At 66.5% G+C, this 19,169-nt stretch carries 20 protein-coding genes; 6 read left to right on the top strand and 14 right to left on the bottom strand.

The window, feature by feature from the left end:
- Positions 1 to 27: 27 nt before the first annotated feature.
- Positions 28 to 276, top strand: a complete 249-nt coding sequence (locus KBY97_RS04055) for a hypothetical protein (protein WP_255145410.1) — start codon at positions 28 to 30, stop codon at positions 274 to 276.
- Between the two features lie 227 nt (positions 277 to 503).
- Here KBY97_RS04055 and KBY97_RS04060 read toward each other — a convergent pair whose 3' ends face one another.
- The 9 genes from KBY97_RS04060 to KBY97_RS04100 all read right to left on the bottom strand — a co-directional run bounded on the left by KBY97_RS04060 (position 504) and on the right by KBY97_RS04100 (position 9,083).
- The gene (locus KBY97_RS04060; protein ID WP_255145411.1) at positions 504 to 692 is read right to left on the bottom strand and encodes a hypothetical protein; all 189 of its coding nucleotides are present in this window, start codon (positions 690 to 692) and stop codon (positions 504 to 506) included.
- A gap of 79 nt (positions 693 to 771) precedes the next feature.
- The gene (gene msrA, locus KBY97_RS04065) at positions 772 to 1,452 is read right to left on the bottom strand and encodes a peptide-methionine (S)-S-oxide reductase MsrA (protein ID WP_255145412.1); all 681 of its coding nucleotides are present in this window, start codon (positions 1,450 to 1,452) and stop codon (positions 772 to 774) included.
- Positions 1,449 to 2,675: a lipid-A-disaccharide synthase gene (gene lpxB, locus KBY97_RS04070; protein ID WP_255145413.1), complete on the bottom strand. Its 1,227-nt coding sequence runs from the start codon at positions 2,673 to 2,675 to the stop codon at positions 1,449 to 1,451. The genes msrA and lpxB overlap by 4 nt, the downstream gene beginning before the upstream one ends.
- Positions 2,675 to 3,496, bottom strand: coding sequence for an acyl-ACP--UDP-N-acetylglucosamine O-acyltransferase (gene lpxA / locus KBY97_RS04075; protein WP_255145414.1), 822 nt, complete (start codon positions 3,494 to 3,496; stop codon positions 2,675 to 2,677). The genes lpxB and lpxA overlap by 1 nt, the downstream gene beginning before the upstream one ends.
- Positions 3,497 to 3,500: 4 nt before the next feature.
- Positions 3,501 to 3,929 (bottom strand): 3-hydroxyacyl-ACP dehydratase FabZ, encoded by a 429-nt coding sequence (gene fabZ / locus KBY97_RS04080; protein ID WP_255145494.1) that lies wholly within the window; start codon positions 3,927 to 3,929, stop codon positions 3,501 to 3,503.
- Between the two features lie 37 nt (positions 3,930 to 3,966).
- On the bottom strand, positions 3,967 to 4,818 hold the full coding sequence (lpxC, locus tag KBY97_RS04085; protein ID WP_255145415.1) for a UDP-3-O-acyl-N-acetylglucosamine deacetylase: 852 nt from the start codon (positions 4,816 to 4,818) through the stop codon (positions 3,967 to 3,969).
- Positions 4,818 to 7,262 carry a BamA/TamA family outer membrane protein gene (locus KBY97_RS04090; protein WP_255145416.1) on the bottom strand — a complete coding sequence of 815 codons (2,445 nt, stop codon included), beginning with the start codon at positions 7,260 to 7,262 and terminating at the stop codon, positions 4,818 to 4,820. Before KBY97_RS04090 ends, lpxC begins: the two co-directional genes overlap by 1 nt.
- A gap of 43 nt (positions 7,263 to 7,305) precedes the next feature.
- Positions 7,306 to 8,061 carry a phosphoribosylaminoimidazolesuccinocarboxamide synthase gene (gene purC, locus KBY97_RS04095; protein ID WP_255145417.1) on the bottom strand — a complete coding sequence of 252 codons (756 nt, stop codon included), beginning with the start codon at positions 8,059 to 8,061 and terminating at the stop codon, positions 7,306 to 7,308.
- Positions 8,058 to 9,083, bottom strand: a complete 1,026-nt coding sequence (locus KBY97_RS04100; RefSeq protein ID WP_255145418.1) for a hypothetical protein — start codon at positions 9,081 to 9,083, stop codon at positions 8,058 to 8,060. The genes purC and KBY97_RS04100 overlap by 4 nt, the downstream gene beginning before the upstream one ends.
- 59 nt (positions 9,084 to 9,142) lie before the next feature.
- On the opposite strand from KBY97_RS04100, the gene purD reads away from it, so the two are divergent.
- Both purD and nblS read left to right on the top strand, forming a co-directional pair.
- The gene (gene purD / locus KBY97_RS04105) at positions 9,143 to 10,453 is read left to right on the top strand and encodes a phosphoribosylamine--glycine ligase (RefSeq protein ID WP_255145419.1); all 1,311 of its coding nucleotides are present in this window, start codon (positions 9,143 to 9,145) and stop codon (positions 10,451 to 10,453) included.
- A gap of 134 nt (positions 10,454 to 10,587) precedes the next feature.
- Positions 10,588 to 12,609 carry a two-component system sensor histidine kinase NblS gene (nblS, locus tag KBY97_RS04110; RefSeq protein ID WP_255145495.1) on the top strand — a complete coding sequence of 674 codons (2,022 nt, stop codon included), beginning with the start codon at positions 10,588 to 10,590 and terminating at the stop codon, positions 12,607 to 12,609.
- A gap of 30 nt (positions 12,610 to 12,639) precedes the next feature.
- Here the strand turns inward: nblS and kaiC are convergent, their stop codons facing one another.
- From kaiC to KBY97_RS04125, 3 genes are all read right to left on the bottom strand, one after another.
- Positions 12,640 to 14,151, bottom strand: a complete 1,512-nt coding sequence (gene kaiC, locus KBY97_RS04115) for a circadian clock protein KaiC (RefSeq protein WP_255145420.1) — start codon at positions 14,149 to 14,151, stop codon at positions 12,640 to 12,642.
- A gap of 99 nt (positions 14,152 to 14,250) precedes the next feature.
- The gene (gene kaiB, locus KBY97_RS04120; RefSeq protein ID WP_255145421.1) at positions 14,251 to 14,607 is read right to left on the bottom strand and encodes a circadian clock protein KaiB; all 357 of its coding nucleotides are present in this window, start codon (positions 14,605 to 14,607) and stop codon (positions 14,251 to 14,253) included.
- A complete protein-coding gene (locus KBY97_RS04125) occupies positions 14,604 to 15,482 on the bottom strand; it encodes a circadian clock protein KaiA (RefSeq protein ID WP_255145422.1) in 879 nt (292 codons plus the stop codon). Before KBY97_RS04125 ends, kaiB begins: the two co-directional genes overlap by 4 nt.
- Positions 15,483 to 15,656: 174 nt before the next feature.
- Between KBY97_RS04125 and rplU the strand changes: the two genes are divergently transcribed.
- Both rplU and rpmA read left to right on the top strand, forming a co-directional pair.
- A complete protein-coding gene (gene rplU, locus KBY97_RS04130) occupies positions 15,657 to 16,055 on the top strand; it encodes a 50S ribosomal protein L21 (RefSeq protein ID WP_255145423.1) in 399 nt (132 codons plus the stop codon).
- A gap of 52 nt (positions 16,056 to 16,107) precedes the next feature.
- The gene (gene rpmA / locus KBY97_RS04135; RefSeq protein ID WP_255145424.1) at positions 16,108 to 16,371 is read left to right on the top strand and encodes a 50S ribosomal protein L27; all 264 of its coding nucleotides are present in this window, start codon (positions 16,108 to 16,110) and stop codon (positions 16,369 to 16,371) included.
- 170 nt (positions 16,372 to 16,541) lie between these two features.
- Here rpmA and KBY97_RS04140 read toward each other — a convergent pair whose 3' ends face one another.
- Both KBY97_RS04140 and KBY97_RS04145 read right to left on the bottom strand, forming a co-directional pair.
- On the bottom strand, positions 16,542 to 17,306 hold the full coding sequence (locus KBY97_RS04140) for a bifunctional 2-polyprenyl-6-hydroxyphenol methylase/3-demethylubiquinol 3-O-methyltransferase UbiG (protein ID WP_255145496.1): 765 nt from the start codon (positions 17,304 to 17,306) through the stop codon (positions 16,542 to 16,544).
- 42 nt (positions 17,307 to 17,348) lie between these two features.
- Positions 17,349 to 18,134, bottom strand: coding sequence for a queuosine precursor transporter (locus tag KBY97_RS04145; protein ID WP_255145425.1), 786 nt, complete (start codon positions 18,132 to 18,134; stop codon positions 17,349 to 17,351).
- A gap of 83 nt (positions 18,135 to 18,217) precedes the next feature.
- Between KBY97_RS04145 and truB the strand changes: the two genes are divergently transcribed.
- Entirely contained in the window at positions 18,218 to 19,144 is a 927-nt protein-coding gene (truB, locus tag KBY97_RS04150) for a tRNA pseudouridine(55) synthase TruB (RefSeq protein WP_255145426.1), read from the top strand.
- The last annotated feature ends 25 nt before the right edge of the window (positions 19,145 to 19,169 follow it).

The following is a 19,169-nucleotide window of genomic DNA, read 5'->3' on the forward strand; positions in this document are numbered from 1 at the left end:
TCACCACTGACGCCGCTCGCCGACGCCATGGCCGCCAAGAAGATCCGCTGGTACATCCGCGCGCAACTGGGCGTGCTGCTGCTGCCGCTGGGCCTCTGCCTGGTGGGTGAGGCGATCAGCCGGAGAACCCTGCAGGTGATGGCGGTGCTGGTGAAAGCGCCGCCCACCGGCCCCTGGTTCTGGTACGGCACCCTGGGGCTGATCTGTGTCACGGCAGGGGTGGGCCTGATGGTGGAGAGCGGCCTGTTGAGCGGCTACCCCCGCCAGGCCCGCTAGCTCCAGGGGTCAGCTGCCGGTTCGGGCAATCCGGCCATGACAATCAGTTCAGCCAACTCGTCCAGACAAGCCAGTCCAGACAATCCAGTCCAGGCAACCAGTTCGAGCGCCCTGCTTACTGTGCTTCGGCTCTGAGGCTGCATCCATTGCTGTGTGCGTGACTGCATCCATGGCCGCGGGCATGGTCGCGCTTCTCTGCCGGGGCCCACTGCTTGATGGATTGGGCCTCAGGCCGCCGCCACCGGCGCCGCGCCGCCCAGCAGCACGGCAGGGGATTCCAGCTCGTGGATCTGCCAGCGGGCCCGGTCGCCGAAGCTCATCAACAGGCGGTCGAGGTCGTCGACGGCTTGCTTCGGGCTTTCGTAGGGGCCGATATGGCGTGTGGCCAGGCCGTCCTTGATCGTCAGCAGATACATACAGGCACCGACACGTCGCCTCTGGTCAACGTAAGCAGGCGGCCCGCTTCTGGGAAGGGCTGAAATCCGCACGGATGTGTCAGGGGGAGCCCCAGGGGGAACCACGCCGTGCCGCAGCGCCCCAACGCTCGTCGAGGCGCCGATCACGGCCGCACGACCAGCGGTAATAGGAGTATTTCGCCTTGTTGCGTTCCGCGTAATTCTGGTGATAGCTCTCGGCGGGCCAGAAGCGCTGCAGCGTCCGCACCGGCACCCGCAGATCCGCGGGCTTGCGCTTCAGTTCGCGGGCGGCAGCGGCCTGGCTGGCGCGGGCCTGCTCCTCCTGGCGAGCACCACGCACGAAGATCGCCGGTTGGTACGACTGGCCGCGATCGCAGAACTGGCCGCCACCATCAAGTGGATCCACGTTGCGCCAGAAGGAGCGCAGCAGGGCCGGGTAGCTGATCCGGTCCGGATCGAAGCGCACCAGCACGGCCTCAAGATGGCCCGTGCCTCCACCCGTCACCTCTCTGTAGGTGGGATTGGCCTGGGCTCCCCCGCTGTAGCCGCTCACCGCATCAAGCACACCGGGGAGCTTTTCGAGGTCGTGCTCCAGGCACCAGAAGCAGCCGCCGGCAAACACCGCCTCCTCCACCGCCGCCAGCGCGGGCGGAGCAGTGGCGATCAGCAGCGTGAGCGCCAGCGCCAGCGACGCCAGCCAGCGATGCCAGGGGCGCTGCAGCGGGCGCCGCGACGGCGAAGGGGGAAGGAGCGGGTTCATGCCGGTTCAGCAACGCTGCGGGTGTCGGCGGTGCGGTGGGAGGCCGCCAGACCGATCTGATCCAGGATGGCGACTGCCGCTCTGCGGGTGACGCCCGGCTCGCCCAGGATGCCGCGCAAACGGCCGTAGCCCTCCAACATGCGCTGCCGCTCGGGGCCCTGCTCCAGCAGCGGCAACGCCTCGGCAACGATCGCCTCGGCGGTGAGGTCGTCCTGCAGCAGCTCCGGCAGCAGCCGTTCCCCCAGCAGCAGATTCACCGGGGAGATGTGCGGCACGTTGAAGCCCAGCAGCCGCTTGGCGATGAAGGCGGTGGGCCGGCTGAGCCGGTAGCCCACCACCTGGGGCACCCCCCGCAGCGCCATCTCCAGGTTCACCGTCCCCGACTTTGTGAAGGCCAGAGTGGCGGCGGCACAGAGGGTGGGCTTGAGCGCGTCACAGCGGGCAGCCGGCACCACGGTGGCCTCCACCCCCGCAGCCGCCAGCCTGCTGGCCAGGGGCTGCTCGAAGCTGGGCAGGCCGGCGGGAACGATCACCTTGAGGTTGGGGCGCAGCTGCTGCAGGCGCGCGGCGGCGGCGGCCAACGGCGGCAGCAGGTAGCGCAGCTCCTGGGGGCGGGAAGCCGGCATCAGCAGCAGCAGCGGCTGATCCGGGGTGAGCCCCAGTTCACGCCGGGCCTCCACCGGATCGGGTTGCTCGCTGAGCGTGTCCACCAGCGGATGACCCACCCAGGTCACGTCGGCACCGTGGGCGGCATAGAAGCTGGCTTCCTGGGGAAAGATCGCCAGGATCCTGTCGGTGAAGCCGATCAGGCGCATGGTGCCGCCTTCGCCGAAGCGGAAGGCCCACTCCTGCGGCGCGATGTAGTAAGTGATCGGCACCCAGGGGTAGTCGCGGCGGATGCGCAGGCCCAAGCTCACGTTGGCGCCCATGTAATCGATCAGCACCAGGCCATCAGGGGGCGACTGGCGTAGCCACTGGCCCACCTTGCGCTGCAGCCGCAGGGTGGGAAGCACCAGGGGCAGGGCTTCCCAGAGGCCGATCGCCCCCATCGGTGCCGTGTTGGCAATCAGCCGGGCGCCGGCGCGCTCCATGCGTTCGCCGCCCAGGGCCACGATCTCCAGCGGCAGCTGGCGGCGTTGTGCCTCCGCGTGCAGCGCCTGGATCAACAGCCCCCCCTGCAGATCACCCGACACCTCGCCGGTGCTGATCAGCAACCGCGCCATCAGCGCTGCGGCGGCAGGGGGCCGCGGCGCCCGGGAGCGATTGAGGCCTCCAGGAAACTGCACAGCTCCTCGGCCGCCGGCAGCAGAGGCTGCTGGCGCAGCTGCCGCAGCACCTCCACCAGCACCTCATCGCCGCGATAGAGGCGATCCCACACCTCCCGCAGCTGCCGCAGCTCCGCGCCGTCTTCGCGGTCGGCAAGCCCGCTGCGGCGCAGGCCGATGCGGTTAAGCCCCCGCAGCCGGCCCGGGTGCCCTTCCACGATGGCGAAGGGAGGCACGTCGCGGTCGATGCGGCTCATGCCGCCCACCATCGCCAGCTTGCCGATGTGCACGAACTGGTGGATGCCCAGCACCCCACCGATCACGGCCCGATCCCCGATGACCACATGGCCGGCGATCGCCACGCCATTGGCCACCACGATCCGGTCGCCCAGTTCGCAGTTGTGGCCCACGTGGCTGTAGGCCATCAACAGGTTGCCGCTGCCGATGCGGGTCTGTTCGCCGGCGGCGGTGGCGCGGTTGATCGTGACGCACTCACGAAAAGAGTTGTCGTCCCCGATCACCACCTCGGTGTCAGCGCCGTTGTACTTGAGATCCTGGGGCTCGAGGCCGATGCAGGCGCCCGGAAACACCCGGTTGCGCGCCCCCATCGTGACCCGGCCATCGATCACCACGTGCGGGCCGATGGAGCTGCCGGCACCGATCTGGACATCGGGTCCGATCACAGCGAACGGGCCGATCGCCACCCCTTCGGCCAGCCGGGCGCGGGGATCCACCAGAGCACTGGGATGGATCTTGGTCGTCACGGCGGAGCTGGTCATCCCCTCAGTCCACCAAAGAGAACATGAGCTCCCCTGAACACACCAGTTCTCCATCGACGGTGACGGTGCCTTTCACTTTGCCGAAGCGCTTGCGTTTGAGGGCGATCAGCTCGCAGGTGATCCGCAACTGATCACCGGGCACCACCGGGCGTCGAAACCGCACGCCATCGATGCCGGCGAACACGAACAGCCCCTTCGGAAGTTCGGGCATCTGGCTGATGATCAGCCCCCCCACCTGGGCCATCGCTTCAACGATCAGCACCCCGGGCATCAGCGGCCGGCCCGGGAAATGCCCCTGGAACTGGGGCTCGTTGAGGGTGACGTTCTTGATCGCCACGGCCCGCACACCCAACTCCTGCTCGATCACCCGATCGACGAGGGCGAAGGGGTAGCGATGCGGCAGCAGATTGAGAATCTGGTCGCTCGTCAACAGCGAGGTCTCGGGGGGAGAGAAGACGGACAAGGGAACGTCAGGCAGTTCGGGAGAGGGAGGCCAGGGCGCTCGCCAGGGCTGTGTGCAGGCCGTGGGACCCGCGGAAGGCGAACACCTGGGCCATGGGCAAGCCCACCAGCGCCAGATCCCCCAGCAAGTCCAAGAGCTTATGGCGCACCGGTTCATCGCTGAACCGCAGCGGAGGGTTCACCCAGCCCTCGCCATCACAGACCAGGGCGTTGTCGAGAGCGCCGCCCTGGATCAGTCCGGCGGCGCGCAACTGTTCGATCTGCTCGAGGAAGCCGAAGGTGCGGGCGGGGGCGATCTCGGCCACGAACCGCTCCGGGGTGAGTTCAAGCGTGAACAACTGCTGGCCGATGGCCGCCTGGGGGTAGGCCACAGCGGCACTGAGGCGCGGCTGTTCGCTGGGCAGGGCCACGGCGAAGCTCTCGCCGTGCTGGACGGTGAGCGGGGCTGCCAGGGTCTGCAGCGGCGCGCGCGGGCCGATCTCGCATAGGCCCACCGCCGCGATCGCCTCCACCCAAGGCAGGCCGGAGCCGTCCAGCAGGGGGATCTCCTCCCCTTCCACCAGAATGTCCACGTGGCTCAGGCCCGTGCCCACCAGCGCCGCCAGCAGATGTTCCACGGTGGCCAGGCGGCCCTGGTCGAAGCGCAGCGCCGTGCACAGGCGCGTGTCGGCCACCTGGCCAGGATGGAGCGGCACCGGAGGCTGGGCCGGCTGATCCAGCCAGCCCACCGCGAAACCAGGCCGCTCGGTGGGCTCAAGGCGCACCCGCGCCACGGCGCCGCTGTGGAGGCCCACCCCCGCGATCTCGACCGGGCCCGCCAGCGTCCAGGCACGGGCGTAGTCCGCCGGCCAGGAACTCATCAGAACTTCCAGCCCACGCCGAGGTTGAAGCGCCACTCGCCGGTGAAATCACGGCTGGCCACCTCCAGGCGCAGCGGGCCCACCGGCGTGGTCACGATCAGGCCCGTGCCCACCGAGAAGCCGCTGCCGGGTTTGCCCAGCAGCCCGCCAGGGTTGCCTGGCACGTTGGCCTGGGAGCCGAAGGTGGTGCCGCCATCGATGAACAGCTCACCGCTCACCACGCTGAACAGCGGGAAGCGGTATTCGATGGTGGCTTCACCGAAGCTGCGCCCCACCCCGAGGTCGCAGTCGAAAAAGCCTCGCACCGAGTTGGAGCCACCCAGACAGAAGGCTTCGTAGGGGGGCAGCGAACCGATATTGGAACCGGCGGACACCTGGAAGGCCAGGGCCTGCTTGCAGTCAAGCGGCTCACCCGGCCGGGGCCGGCAGCCTTTGTAGAACTTCAGCCAGTTGACCGGGATGAAGTGGGAGTAGCTGCCCCGCACCCTGTTGAAGGTGGGGGAGTCGGGGCCCACCGACACGAACTGTTCGGTGCTCAGGGAGAGAAAGTTGCCGTCAGTGGGGTTTCGCGGATCGTTGAGGGTGTTGCGGGTGGCGGCGAAGCGAATCCCCACCAGCTGGTTGGTGGTGGCGCAGTTGAAGGCGATGCAGATGACATCGTCGGTGGGCGCATTACGGCCGTTGAAGTTGTTGGTGCTGACGCCGAACGGCATCGATTCGCCGGCGAAGTTGATCGGCCGGACCTCCTGGATGCTGGCACCCACCACCACGTTCCACTTGGCCCGTTTGAAGGGGTCGCCGCCATTCAGAGGCCTGGCGAACTGGAAGTTTCCTCCAATACGCTGCAACACAACTGAGTTGCCGTCAAAGTCAAACCAGCTGGTGTCAGGAAAAGCATTTTCGGCGGCATCCACCGAGTTGAATCTTCGGCCCGCAGGATTCCTTGAATCGTTGATATTGAAGGCCACATTGGTGCCTGGAGCCTTGTAGAAATCAGACGCGGTGTTGATGCTTCCGCCATCCTGCGACTGAAAAATCTGGGGCACGTCACGGCTGACGAACACGCGGGCGCGGAAAGCGGTGCGGTAGCGATCGCCCTTGATCCAGGGATCGGTGAAGGAGAGATCGGTAAGGGCCCCGAACTGCCCGTAGGTGAAGTTGAGCGCCAGATCCCAGGCACGACCGAACAGGTTGCTGTCCTGCAGCTGCACCTGGCCGAAGACGCCCTGGCTCTGGCTGTAGCCGACACCACCAGAAAGCGAGCCGGTGGATTGCTCCACGATCCCGAGCACGATCACCACTTCGCCGGGCTGGGCCGGCAGGGGCCGCAGCGTCACCTTGATGTCACCGAACAGGCCGGTGCCGTAAAGGCGTTTGATGTCCTCCTCAAGCTTGCGCCGGTTGAAGCTCTCGCCTTCCTTAATCGAGATCTCCCGGGTGATCACCCAGGGCTTGGTCTTGCCGCGGATCGGCTCGTTCTTGTCGTTGGTAGCGGAGCCCTCCTTGTTGAGGAACTGCACTTCCACGCCTTTCACCGTGCCTTCTCGCACCGTGAGCTCCACCACACCCTGCGGGCTGACGCGTCGAGGGCCGGTGATCCGGGCCAATGAATACCCCTGATCCGTGTACCACTTCTGAAGTTCATCAATGCGCCCCTTGAGCACGTTGAGGTTCAGGGTCTTGCCGAAATCAGCGGCAAAGGTGTCCTGAATCACCTGGGCAGGCAGCTTCGCGTCGGGGCTATCGAACTCCACCTGGGAGAGCACGGGATTGGCGGTGGTGATCACCACCACCTGCACGCCCAGGGGCCCGTCCTGGGGCTGAATGCGCACATCGGAGAACCAGCCGCTGGCGTAGATGGCCGCCAGATCGGTCTGCAGCTCAGAGCGGGTGACACTGCTGCCGGGTCGCACCGTCATGGCGTCGTAGACGGCCAGCTCCAGCCGCTCCCGTTCCGGATGGCCCTCCAGGCCCTCCACCACGACCTCACTGATCAACACCCGCGGCTCACTGGAGGCCGCCGGTGGGGCGGCTTCTGCTGCTGGAGCCGGTGCCGCCGCGGGAGCCTCGGCCGGGGCGAACGGGTCGGCTGGGGCCGGGCTTGCTGGAGCGCCTGGAGCGGGGCTGGCGGGGGTCTCGGAGGCCGGTGGCGTGCCCTGAGCCTGAGCCTGGAGCTCGCTGGACGGGGACGTCAGCACGCCGGCCGTGGGCGCTGCAGTGACGGCAGCAGAGGCAGTGGCAGCGGGAACCACGGCGGTGGCGGCGGCCGCGGCGGCTGTGACGGTGGCTGTGACTGCGGCGGCCGGCTTGGTTTCAGCGCTGGCAGGAGCCAGCAGGGCGACGCCACCCAGCAGCGGCAGACTCAGCGCCAGGGCCACGGAGTTGGGCCGGCGCGCCAAAACGGAGAGGAGATCGCCAGCGAGGGCGTTGCGGGGGACACCCATGGTTCTCCGGAAGAAGGCGGACGGGCCGCAAATTGGCGTGACCTTACCCGTAGACCCGGGGGGAAGGGCAAACCCCTTGGACCCGTTTGAGGACCTCCCCATAGGCCTCGACCACCCCGCCGAGGTCCTGGCGGAAACGGTCCTTGTCCAGAATCCGGTCGCTGGCGTCCTCCGTGGCACGGTCCCAGAGCCGGCAGGTGTCAGGGCTGATCTCATCGGCCACCACCAGCTGCTGATCCGCCGTGAAGCCCAGCTCCAGTTTGAAATCCACCAGTTCCAGCCCCACAGCGGCGAACAACGGCCTCAGCACGCCATTGACCCGGTGGGCGAGCGCCTCGAGGTCGGCGCGCTGCTGCGCCGTGACCAGCGCCAGCCGCGCCAGCCGCGCCTCACTCAGAAACGGATCGCCATAGGCGTCGTCTTTGTAGTAGAGGTCCAGCAGCGGCGGCTCCAGAGCGGTGCCGGGCGCGATCGGCATCTCCCGGCAGAGCGAACCGGCCGCCCGGTTGCGGATCACCACCTCCAGCGGAATCACCGCCACCGGCCGCACCAGCATCCAGCAGCTGCCCTCCACGCCCAGATAATGGGTGGGAACACCGGCGGCCTCAAGCGCCTCAAACAGCAGCGCCGAAATGCGGCAGTTGAGGGCTCCTTTTCCTTGCAGCTGCGCCTTCTTCAGTGCGTTGAAGGCGGTGGCGTCGTCCTTGTATTCCACGGCCACCAGGTCGGGGTCCTGAGTGGCATACACCCGCTTGGCCTTGCCCTCATAAAGGAGCGCACCGATCGAAAAGGCCGTCATGGCAGGGGGGATTCAGGACGTGGGGGGGTGGGGCCGGCGGCGTGCCCACCGGCGGTCCGCGGGGAGCGCAGCTCACGCTCAAGGGCAGCGGCGCGCTCCTTCGCCTGGGGATTGGCGCGTTCCAGCAACCATTCGCCATAGGCATCGTCGATGCGGCGGGCCAGCCGCAGGCGGCGATCGGCGGCAGCGCTCGGATCAGCGCCGGACGCGCGCTGCACGAACTGCTGCAGATCCAGCAACTGCGCCGCCAGCCCCCAGGCCCCATCCGCAGCCGCCTGGTTGAGGGCCAGCTCCAGCAGGGCATTGCGCTCAGCCAGCGGCACCGCCACCAGCAGGGTCACGGCCCGCTCCAGCCGCTCGGCCGCCACCGCCCCGGGCAGGCGGCCGGCCAGCAGCACCTCTGCCGCCTCCCGCGAGCGGCCCAGCACCTCCAGGTGGCCGGCGAGCACATCAAGTGCCGAGCGGGTGTCGAGGCTGCCGTCCTCGCGCAACCGCAGCGGCAATGGCAGCGTTTCGAGCTGGGCGATGCGCCCCGCCGCCAGCCGCCGCAGCGCCTCGGCGGCCCGGCGGTGATCGAGGCCGGCGTTGGCCGCGCGCCACTGCTGCACCAGCCATTGCTGGCGCTCGCGGCCCGGCCCGGGGCCGTAGCGGTCGAGCACGGTGAGCGCCGACTCCGGTGCCAGGCAGCTGATCAGGGCGTTGGCATTGACCAGGACCACGGCGAAGGGCTGGGGCGCCGGGCGCATCACCACCAGGCGCTCCCGCAGCCGGCGCAGCCGGTCGCTGCGATCGAAACGGGCTGAGTCCTGACAGGCCTGCTCCAGCACGGCGAGATCTTCGGAGCGCAGCGCGGCAGCGAAGGCTTCATCGGGCATGCCCGGCAGCACCACAGGAGCCGGGGCCTCTGGCGCCAATACGGCCTCGGCCTGAACGGGGCCACCGCCGCCGGCGGCCAGAGCGGCCATCAGCAACAGGGCCAGCCGTCGGCGGAGACCCACCGGCATGTAAAGAGGAAGGGTCACGGCAGGCGGCCACCGGGCCACAACCTAAGGGAACCGCCCCCCATCATCCGCTCCGCCCCATGCCCGCACCCCTGAGCCAAGGCCTGCCGTCTCCGCGCCGGGTGCTGGTGGTGGGGGCAGGGGGCCGCGAGAACGCCCTGGGCTGGGCCCTGCGGCGCTGCAGCGGCGTGCAGCGGGTGTGGGTGGCTCCGGGCAACGGCGGCACCGCCGGGCAGGAGGGCTGTGAGCCGCTGCCGATCGCCGAGAGCGACGGGCCTGCGCTGATCGCCGCCTGCCGGGAGCGGCAGGTGGATCTGGTGGTGGTGGGCCCGGAGGCGCCCCTGGCCGCCGGCCTCGCCGACGAGCTGCGCGCCGCCGGGCTGGCGGTGTTCGGTCCGGGGGCCGACGGCGCCCAGCTGGAGGCGAGCAAGCAGTGGGCGAAGGCGCTGATGCAGGACGCCGGCGTGCCCACGGCGGGCTACTGGGCCGCCACCAGCCGCGAGCAGGCGCTGCAGGCCTTGGAGGCCCATGGGCGGCCGCTGGTGGTGAAAGCGGATGGGCTGGCGGCCGGCAAGGGGGTGACGGTGGCCGACAGCCTTGAGGAGGCCCGCGCCGCGATCGAGGAGATCTTTGCGGGGCGCTTCGGCAGTGCCGGTGACGCGCTGGTGCTGGAGGAGCGCCTGAGCGGGCCGGAGGTGTCGGTGTTCGCGCTCACCGACGGGGAACGCATGGTGCTGCTGCCCCCCGCGCAGGACCACAAGCGCATCGGCGAAGGGGACACTGGTGCGAACACCGGCGGCATGGGGGCCTATGCGCCCGCCCCCCTGCTCGATGGGGCCGGGCTGGAGCTGGTGCGTCAGCAGGTGCTGCTGCCCATCCTGGCCACCCTGCGGGGCCGGGGCATCGACTACCGCGGCGTGATCTACGCGGGCCTGATGCTCACCGCCGACGGACCGATGGTGATCGAATTCAACTGCCGCTTCGGCGATCCTGAGTGCCAGACCCTGATGCCCCTGCTGGGCGACGAACTGGCCGAGGTGCTGATGGCCTGCGCGAGCGGGCGCCTCGATGCCGCCCCGCCGCTCACGATCTCGGGCCGCTGCAGCGCCTGCGTGGTGGCTGCCGCCGCTGGCTACCCCGGTCCGGTGCGCAGCGGTGACGCGATCACCACCAGCCTCGCGCCGGATCCAGATCTGCAGCTCTTTCATGCCGGCAGCCGGGCCGGCGCCGATGGTGTCTGCGTGACGGCAGGAGGCCGGGTGCTGGCGGTGGTGGCGCAGGCCGGCGATTTCGATGCCGCCTTCGCCGCTGCTTACGGCGGCCTGGAGCAGGTGCACTTCGAAGGCATCACCTTCCGGCGCGACATCGGTCACCAGGTTCGCCGCCCCTAGGGTGCACCCATCCGACGGTTCCGCGCGTGACCGCCGAGCTTCCGCCCTCCTCTCACCGGCCGGTGCCTGCCACTCCAGCCCCAGCCCCCACCTCAGCTCCTGCAGCTCCCGCCGGCGGCACCACCACCGCCGCCTTGCCATTGCGCTGGCAACAGCGGCTGGCTCTCTGGTGGGCCGAATTCAGCCTGCAGACGAAGCTGCTGGCGGTGGCCACCCTGGTGGTGAGCCTGATGATGACGAGCATCACCTTCATCGCGCTCAACGGCATCCAACGCGATGCGCGCATGAGCGACACGCGCTTCGCCCGCGATCTGGGGCTGCTGCTGGCCGCGAACGTCACCCCGCTGGTGGCCGAAGCCAACGACCGCGAACTGGCGGCTGTGGCGGAGCGGTTCTGGCGCTCAAGCCGCAGCCTGCGTTACATCTTCTTCGCCGATCCCGATGGGGTGATCTACCTCGGCATCCCGATCGGCGGCAGCAACGGCAGCAGTGAACTGCTGCTCAGCCGCCGGCTCGAACTGCCCGCCGATCTGCAACGCCGTTCCCAGAACCCGCTGATCCGCCAGCACCTCAGCCCTGACGGCCAGGTCACCGATGTGTTCGTGCCGATGGTGAGCGAAGGGCGCTATCTCGGTGTACTGGCACTCGGCATCAATCCCAATGAAGCGGTGCTGGCCAGTGCGGCACTTACGCGGGAGGTCACCGTGGCGGTGTTCATCTCGATCTGGGTGCTGGTGATCCTTGGGGCGGTGTTCAACGCGCTCACGATCACCCGTCCAGTGAAGGAACTGCTGCGTGGCGTCCGAGCGATTGCCGGTGGTGATTTTGAGGCCCGCATCGCCCTGCCGGTGGGCGGGGAGCTGGGGGAACTGCTGAACGGCTTCAACGACATGGCCTCCCAGCTGGAGGTGTACGACGCCGCCAACATCGAGGAGCTCACCGCCGCACAGGTGAAGCAGCAGACCCTGATCGCCAGCATGGCCGATGGGGCCGCCCTGCTCGATGGCGACGGTCAGATCGTGCTGGTGAATCCCACCGCCCGCCGCCTGTTTCGATGGGAGGGCCGCAACCTCGAAGGCAGCGATCTCTGTAGCGAACTGCCCGACCTGCTGGCCATGGAACTGCAGGCGCCGCTGGATGGCTTGCTGGCCGGTGAGCGTGACAGTTGCGATGTGCGCTGCACCTTCGGCGAGCCGGCCCGCACCTTGCGCATCGTGCTGCAGAGCGTGCGTGATGCCAGCGGCGAAAGCCTGAAAGGGATCGCCATGACGATCCAGGACCTCACCCGGGAGGTGGAACTCAACGCCGCCCAGAGCCGGTTCATCAGCAATGTGTCCCATGAACTGCGCACGCCGCTTTTCAACATCAAGAGCTATGTCGAAACCCTCCACGACATGCGCGACCAGCTGAGCGAGGAGGAAACCCAGGAGTTTCTCGGCATCGCCAACGCCGAAACCGACCGACTCACCCGCCTGGTCAACGACGTTCTCGACCTTTCACGGCTGGAATCCGATCGCACCTGGGTGCTGGAGCCGATCGAGCTGCGTCCGGCGATCGAGCAGACCCTGCGCAATTACCGGCTCAATGCCGATGAAAAAGGGGTGGCGCTGGCGATGGATGTGGATGCCCAGTTGCCCCGCGTGCGCGGCAACTGGGATCTGCTGCTGCAGGTCTTCGACAATCTGGTGGGCAATGGCCTCAAGTTCACCCAGCCAGGCGGCTGCCTGCGGCTGCGCGCCTATCCGTGGCCCGATTCCTGCCACATTGATCTTTCCATCCCAGTCCATACCAACGACGGCCTCAGCTGCGGCCTGTCGTCGCCACTGCCACGGCTGCGGGTGGAGATCGCCGACACGGGCGCTGGCATCTCCCGTGAAGACCAGGCCCGCATCTTCGATCGCTTCTACCGGGTGGAGAATGCCGTGCACACCGAAGTGGGCACGGGTCTGGGGCTGTCGATCGTGCGGGGCATCATCGAGAAGCACAGCAGCCGTATCCATATGGTGAGCGAACTGGGCGTCGGCACCACCTTCTGGTTTGATCTCCCCCTGGAGCAAGCCGACAGCGATGAACTGGCAATTGCCGGGGAACGCAGCAACGTGACATCCACCAATACGGTATTTACGCCTCAACCACCAACCGCTGTCAGCGCCTGAGCCGTTAGCTGGATCCTGCCTGGGCCTTGCTCAGAAGGCGTCATCATCCTCCACGCCACGCACAATGCGGGAAAGCTCCACCCGCTCATCGGAGGTGACGCGATGGGGCACGCCGCTGATGATGCGCTCGAAGTTGGAGAAGGAATCGCGGATTTCTGGGCCGTTGCCAGTGATCACGAATTCACGGATGCCTTTGTCGTGCCAGGAGCCACGCATCTTGAACACGTTGATTGCACGGGCCATCTCACCGCGAATCTCCACATATTGCAGCAGCAGGATGGTGTCGGTGATCGTGGAGATATGGGAATCCGTGATGGAGTGGCTGCCCATGAACTCTTCGGACGTGTTAGTGAAGAAGCCCGCGATCTCTTCTTGCTTTGCGTAGCCGGTTACACCGATCACAAACTGCCGGAACGCGTTATGGCTGACCCCACGGGAGAGCGCCGACAGCGAATCGATCGCCATTCTGGACGGCTTGAATTCGGCAATCTCGGTTTTGATGATCTGAAGGTGATCTTCCAGACCGGTGGATTCCGGGTAAGCGCAGATGATCTTGAGCATGCCATCTTGCTCCATCTGCTCAAAGCCAATGCCCCAGCTGGTGGCGTTGCGCAATAACTGAGCCCGTGATTCCTCATAGGCAAACAGGATGGCCCGCTCTTTATTTCTGTAGGCGTTCTCGATGAACTTGCTCACCAGCAGCGTTTTACCGGTGCCGGTGGCACCGGTGGCGAGAATGATCGAATCCTTGAAGAAACCGCCGCCACACATCTCATCAAGGCGCGGCACTCCTGAGCTGAGCCGCACATTTGAAGAGCGCTGCGTGAGGCGCATGGCGCCCAGCGGGAAGATCGCCACGCCCTGGGGCCCCATGGTAAACGGGAACTCCCCTTTCATGTGGGTGGTGCCCCTTAACTTGAGAATCTCCACCGTGCGGCGACGGCGCTCCACATCCAGCACGTTGCGCAGAATGATCACGTTGTCGGAGACAAACTCTTCGACCCCATATCTGGCGATCGGGCCATACTCATCGATCCGCTCGGTGGTCATCACCGTGGTGACGCCGATTTCCTTGAGCCGGGCAATCAGGCGAAAGATCTCCCGACGCACCACGGATACAGCATCATATTGCTGAAAAACTGCCGTGATTGAATCGATAGCAACGCGCCGCGCCTTATATTTTCTGATCGCATAGTTGATTCTCTCGATGAGGCCGGAGAGATCAAAACTCCCCGCCACATCCTGTCCATCGGGATCCGGGGAAGCATCAAGGATGAACAGCTTGCCCTGGTCCACCAACTCTTGCAGATTCCAGCCGAAACTGGAGGCATTGCGGATGATGTCGCGCGGTGATTCTTCAAAGGTGACAAAGATGCCGGGCTCATCAAAATGATGGATGCCGTTGTAGAGAAAATGCAGCGAAAAGACGGTTTTCCCTGTGCCGGATGTGCCGCTGATCAGGGTGGAGCGCCCAATCGGCAGCCCGCCTTGACAGATGTCATCAAGGCCTTCCACCCCGGTCGGAAGCTTCTGAACCTGCATCGGGGAATGGAGAAGGGGTAGGGAATCCGTCATGGCTGGTCGGGTGCCTGCTTCAACCTAAGGCCCAGCTGATCAAAGGCTTGAAATTGCTAGGAGGATCTACAGAATCTGGCCCGCATCACCGGCTTCATCAGCCTGGGGTTCAGGATTGAAGAGATCACTTTCTGTGAGTTCGTCGTAGAGCAAATCAAGGCCGATCAGCACCCGCTCACGATCAGAGAGATCGCCGATGATGCGCCGCACTGGCGGCGGCAGGATCTTGGCGAGGGTGGGGGTGGCCAGAATCTTGTCGTCTTCGGCCAGCTGCGGATTCTTGAGCACATCAATCACCTTCAGGGCGTACACCCCTTTGAACTCTTGCTCCAGAATGTTGCGCAGGGTTTTCAGGGCGCGCATGGAGTTGGGGGTGTTCCCAGCCACATAGAGCTTGAGGATGTAGGTCTTGCGAATGCTCAAGGGTGCACCTCAGAAGGTTGGGTGGGTTGAAGGTCCTGAAGCGAGGCAGCAGCGATCGCACGCGGCCCATTGGCCAGCTCGGTGACGGGCAGGGATCGGCGGTACATCTCGCAGAGATGGGCCATCACGTCAAGGAGTGCCAGGCGGTAATCACGAAGAAAATCATCTTTCTGACCCTTTAGCTTGAGAAGCTTCCAGAATTCGTCGATCAAGTTGGCATGGATGGCCACGGTCTTGGTGATGGAGAGGTCACTGAAAAAAGCGGTGTTCACAAAGCTTTCCAGTGCCTGATTCGCCGAAGCCTCATCCTTGAAGTAGCTCACCAACAGGTCTCTGTAGGTGCGCTCCAAGGAAAGGAACAGTTCCTTCTGCTCCATGGGGGGCAGATTGCGGAGAAACCGGGAGGGGTCCCTCTTATAAAACACCCCCAGGTAGCCAAGCCGCTCCTGCAGGCGGCTCGACAGCCTCCAGGAGCCATCGCCTCCGGGCCCGTTCGGCTGGGAACCATCCATGTTGCCGCGTCGCAGAAAGCGGGAGATCGCCGCATCCAGGCTGTAGCTGAGCTGTTCCAGTTGGTCGGCGGGCAGGTGCACCTCGGCATCGTGATAATCCAGCTGCCCACTCACCGGGCCCACCACCACAGCAGGGAGCAGCAAGCCTTGGTCCCTCAGGCCATCGAGTGCCTCCGGCAGGGCACCCTGTTCAAGCAGCACCGCATCGAACGTTTCCCAGCTCTGGGCCAGCCTTGCAACGGGGTCGGGGGCGAGGCCCAGCGGCACCACGTCGTAGCGCCCCTCTTGCAGCCACTGCCCGCAGGCGGCATCGAGCCCGGGATCGCGGATCAGGGAGGCAATCGTGAATGCCGGCTGGGACATGCGGCGCGGGAAGCCTCGTTTGGGTGACCTTAAGGTTGACGGGCGGGGCTCTGGAAGAGCAGGATGGCCATTCGTCCATTCTTCAGGATGTGCGCCAGGCCTGAATGCCGAGCCGCCCGGTGATCTCCGCGATCGCCAGGCAGGAGCGGGCAGCCTGTCCACGCCTTTGCACCCATGAGCACCACCCCCGCCACCGGCACCCCTGAGCCGGGCACCAGCACCCCTGCGCCGGGCACAGGCACCTACGTGATCGCCGAGGCCTCTGGCCAGCAGTTCTGGCTCCAGCCCAACCGCTATTACGACCTTGACCGCATCGGAGCGGAGGTCGATGAGGCCGTCACCTTGGAGAATGTGCTGCTTGTGCACGACGCCAACGGTGCCACCACCCTTGGCCATCCCTATGTGAGCGGTGCCACGGTCCAGCTGAAGGTGCTCGAGCATCGCCGCGGCCCAAAGATCATCGTTTACAAGATGCGGCCCAAGAAGAAAACCCGCCGCAAAAACGGCCACCGCCAGGAACTCACCCGCGTGCGGGTCGAGTCGATCACCGTGGCGGGCCAAGTGCTCGCCTGAATTCTGGCTTCTCTGCTTCCTTCTCCCGCCCCCCCCTCGTTTTCTCGCCCCCATGGCCCACAAGAAAGGCACAGGCTCCACCCGTAACGGCCGCGATTCCAATTCCAAGCGGCTGGGTGTCAAGCGCTATGGCGGTGAAACCGTAAGTGCCGGTTCGATCCTGATCCGGCAGCGTGGCACCTCCGTGCTGCCCGGCAACAATGTCGGCCGCGGCTCCGACGACACCCTCTTCGCCCTCATCGATGGCGTCGTGAACTTCGAGACCATCAAGCGGGGCCTCCGCGTCCGCAAGCGCATCCACGTCGCGCTGGGCTGAGTGCCAAAGGCCTGCAGTTAAAGACCGGGACTGCTGTTTCACCAGCATCCCGGTCTTTTCGCTTGGGTGCTTGTCACCCTTTTCGCGTTCGTTCACTGGGGTGCAGCAACCTCGGGTTCGGCTTGGGCATCAGCGATGAGCCCACGCTTCAACCGCGGCCCACACGCCTTTCAATCCGCAAGGCGATACGCCCTGGTGGTGATCAGAAAGGGGTGAAACACTTCCAGAAAGCGGCTCTGCAGCTTGCGGAAGAAACGCTCCACCAGTTGGGGTTCATCGAAGTGGAACGGATATTCGCCGGCGAAGCCCTTGAAGAAATACCAGTTGAACAGGGCCACCGCCCCCTTCGACATGCGTGAGGCGAACACCTCCAGCTGATCCGCCGGATCGCTCAGGTGCTCCAGCACATCCAGGCACACAATCGTGTCGAAGGTGGCCGGCAGGGCCGAATCGCTCAGATCGCGGCAGAAGCCGAGGCGATGGGCGAGGCCCAGAGCTTCTGCCCGCTGGCGCACGAACGCCCGGTTGTCGGGGTTGAGATCCACAAACCACACCCGCTCCACCTGCGGCAGCGCCGCAGCGGCCAGGGCATGGGTGCCGATGCCGCCGCCGAAGTCGAGCACCTGGCCCCGGGCCAGGTGCTGCTGAAGGCGGAGGGTGTCCGCGATGTAATCGCCACTGCCCAGGTGCCAGGCCGAAAGCTCAAGCAGGTGGCCGTGGCCCACTGTTTCCTCGTAGAAGGCCTCCACCCGCTGCGGGTCGAAGCCGGTCGCGCCGGGATGCAGGGCCGCCAGCTCGCTGCGGCTATGGGCGAGGCGCTGTTCCAGCTGGCTGGGGCTCAGCTGCATATAGGCCGCCAGCTGATCGAACAGCCCGAAGCCATCCCTCAGAAACCGCTCCACATCAAGGGTGGGCAGCGCCGATGGGGCGGCCATGGTCTGGGTTGACTCGGACACGGCTGGTCCCGTTTCAGAACGTCACGGTAAGGGGCCGCCCTCACGGCCGCCTGCACGGCCGGCCCAGGGCCCCGGGCGGGCAAGCGGGAGGGGTCGGGCGTCTTCGCAGCCCAGTTCCACCCCGGCGCCTGGCACCTCAAGCCAACGGCGCAACCAGCCCACCAGCAGATAGAGGGGCAGCGTGTCGAGCAGGGCGGCCAGAAACTTGAACAGGTAGCCGCTGAGGATGAAGGCCCCCAGCTGGGGCAGCACCGGCTCACCGGGCCGGATCGGCAGCACGTGAGCGGCGTAGTGGCTGATCAACACCACGGCTGTGGTGTCCACCAGCTGGCTCACCAGGGTGGAGCCGTTGTTGCGCAGCCAGAGCGCCTTGCCACCGCTGAAGCGCTTCCAGAAATGGAACAGCCGCACATCGGTGAACTGGGCCGCCAGGTACGCCACCATCGAGGCCCCCACGGCACCGAAGGCCAGGCGGCGCATCTCGAAAAAGGTGCTGGAATCGGTGCCGGCCAGGCCAGGCAGCACCCCACCCAGCCACAGGATGAGCACAATCCAGCCGTTGAGCAGCAACCCCACCCACACCAGCTGCCCGGCTTTCTGCTCGCCCCAGATCTCGCTGATCAGGTCGGTGCAGAGGAAGGTGACGGGATAGGGCAGGGCGCCCACCGCCACCACGATCGGCCAGCCACCGATGGAACCCAGGCTCAGGAAGCGGGTGAGGCCGAGGATGTTGAGCATGCCCATGGTGCCGAGGAAGAGGCCGGCCAGCACCAGAAAGGCCAGATCACGGCGGTGTTGCACAGGCACAGACGCGGCACCGGGGGAACAGGCACCACCAGCCTGAAGCCCCACCTGGCCCCTGCCATCCCCCTGGCGGCGATGATGACGCAGTGACCGCCTCCCCTTCGCCCTGCGGCTTCCTGGTGCTCGACAAGCCAGCAGGCCTCACCTCCCATGCTTGCGTGGCCAGGGTGCGCCGCTGCTATCGGATCAAGCGGGTCGGCCACGGCGGCACCCTCGATCCGGCTGTCACCGGCGTGTTGCCCCTGGCGCTGGGCGCTGCCACGCGCCTGCTGCCCTACCTGCCGAGCGGGAAGGCCTACCGCGGCGTGATCCAGCTCGGCTGGCGCACCAGCAGCGACGACCTCAGCGGTGAACTGCTGGAGCGCCGCCCGGTGCCCGCCCTGAGCCACGGTGACTTAGACGCCTGCCTGGAGCGCTTCCGCGGCACGATCCTGCAGCAACCGCCCCAGGTGTCGGCAGTGCACGTGGATGGGGAGCGGGCCTACACGCGGGCGCGGCGGGGTGAAACGATGGAGTTGGCGGCGCGGCCCGTGCAGATTGATGCCCTGGAACTGCTGAACTGGGAGCCCGCCAGCCAGCAGCTGGAGCTGGCGGTGCGGTGCTCTGCCGGTACCTACATCCGCTCCCTGGCGCGGGATCTGGGCACCGCCCTGGGCTGTGGTGGCACCCTGGCCAGCCTGCGCCGCACCGAAGCGCTCGGCTTCGATCTGAGCGGCAGCGTCAGCCTGGAGGCGCTGGAGAGCGGTGCACCCCTGCCGGCCCTCGAACATCCACTTCAGCCCCTCAGGCACCTGCCCTGGCAGAAGCTGGATGCAGAGGATCTGGCAGGCTGGCGCTGCGGCCGCAGCCTCTGCGCCCGCGCCGAACCCAGCCTCGGTCAGCCCGCTTTCGATCCCAGCGCGCTCGATCAGCCCGTGGTGATTCTCGATCCACAGGGCCACCTGGCCGGCATGGCCCGCACCGCCCCCGGCGGTCGCCTGCAACCGCGCCTGGTGTTCGACGCGGCCGGCTGAATCCGACGCCGCTTTGGCGCTTCCC

Origin of the sequence: Synechococcus sp. ATX 2A4, from assembly GCF_024346375.1 — a bacterium.
In the GTDB taxonomy this organism is placed as follows: Bacteria; Cyanobacteriota; Cyanobacteriia; order PCC-6307; family Cyanobiaceae; genus MW101C3.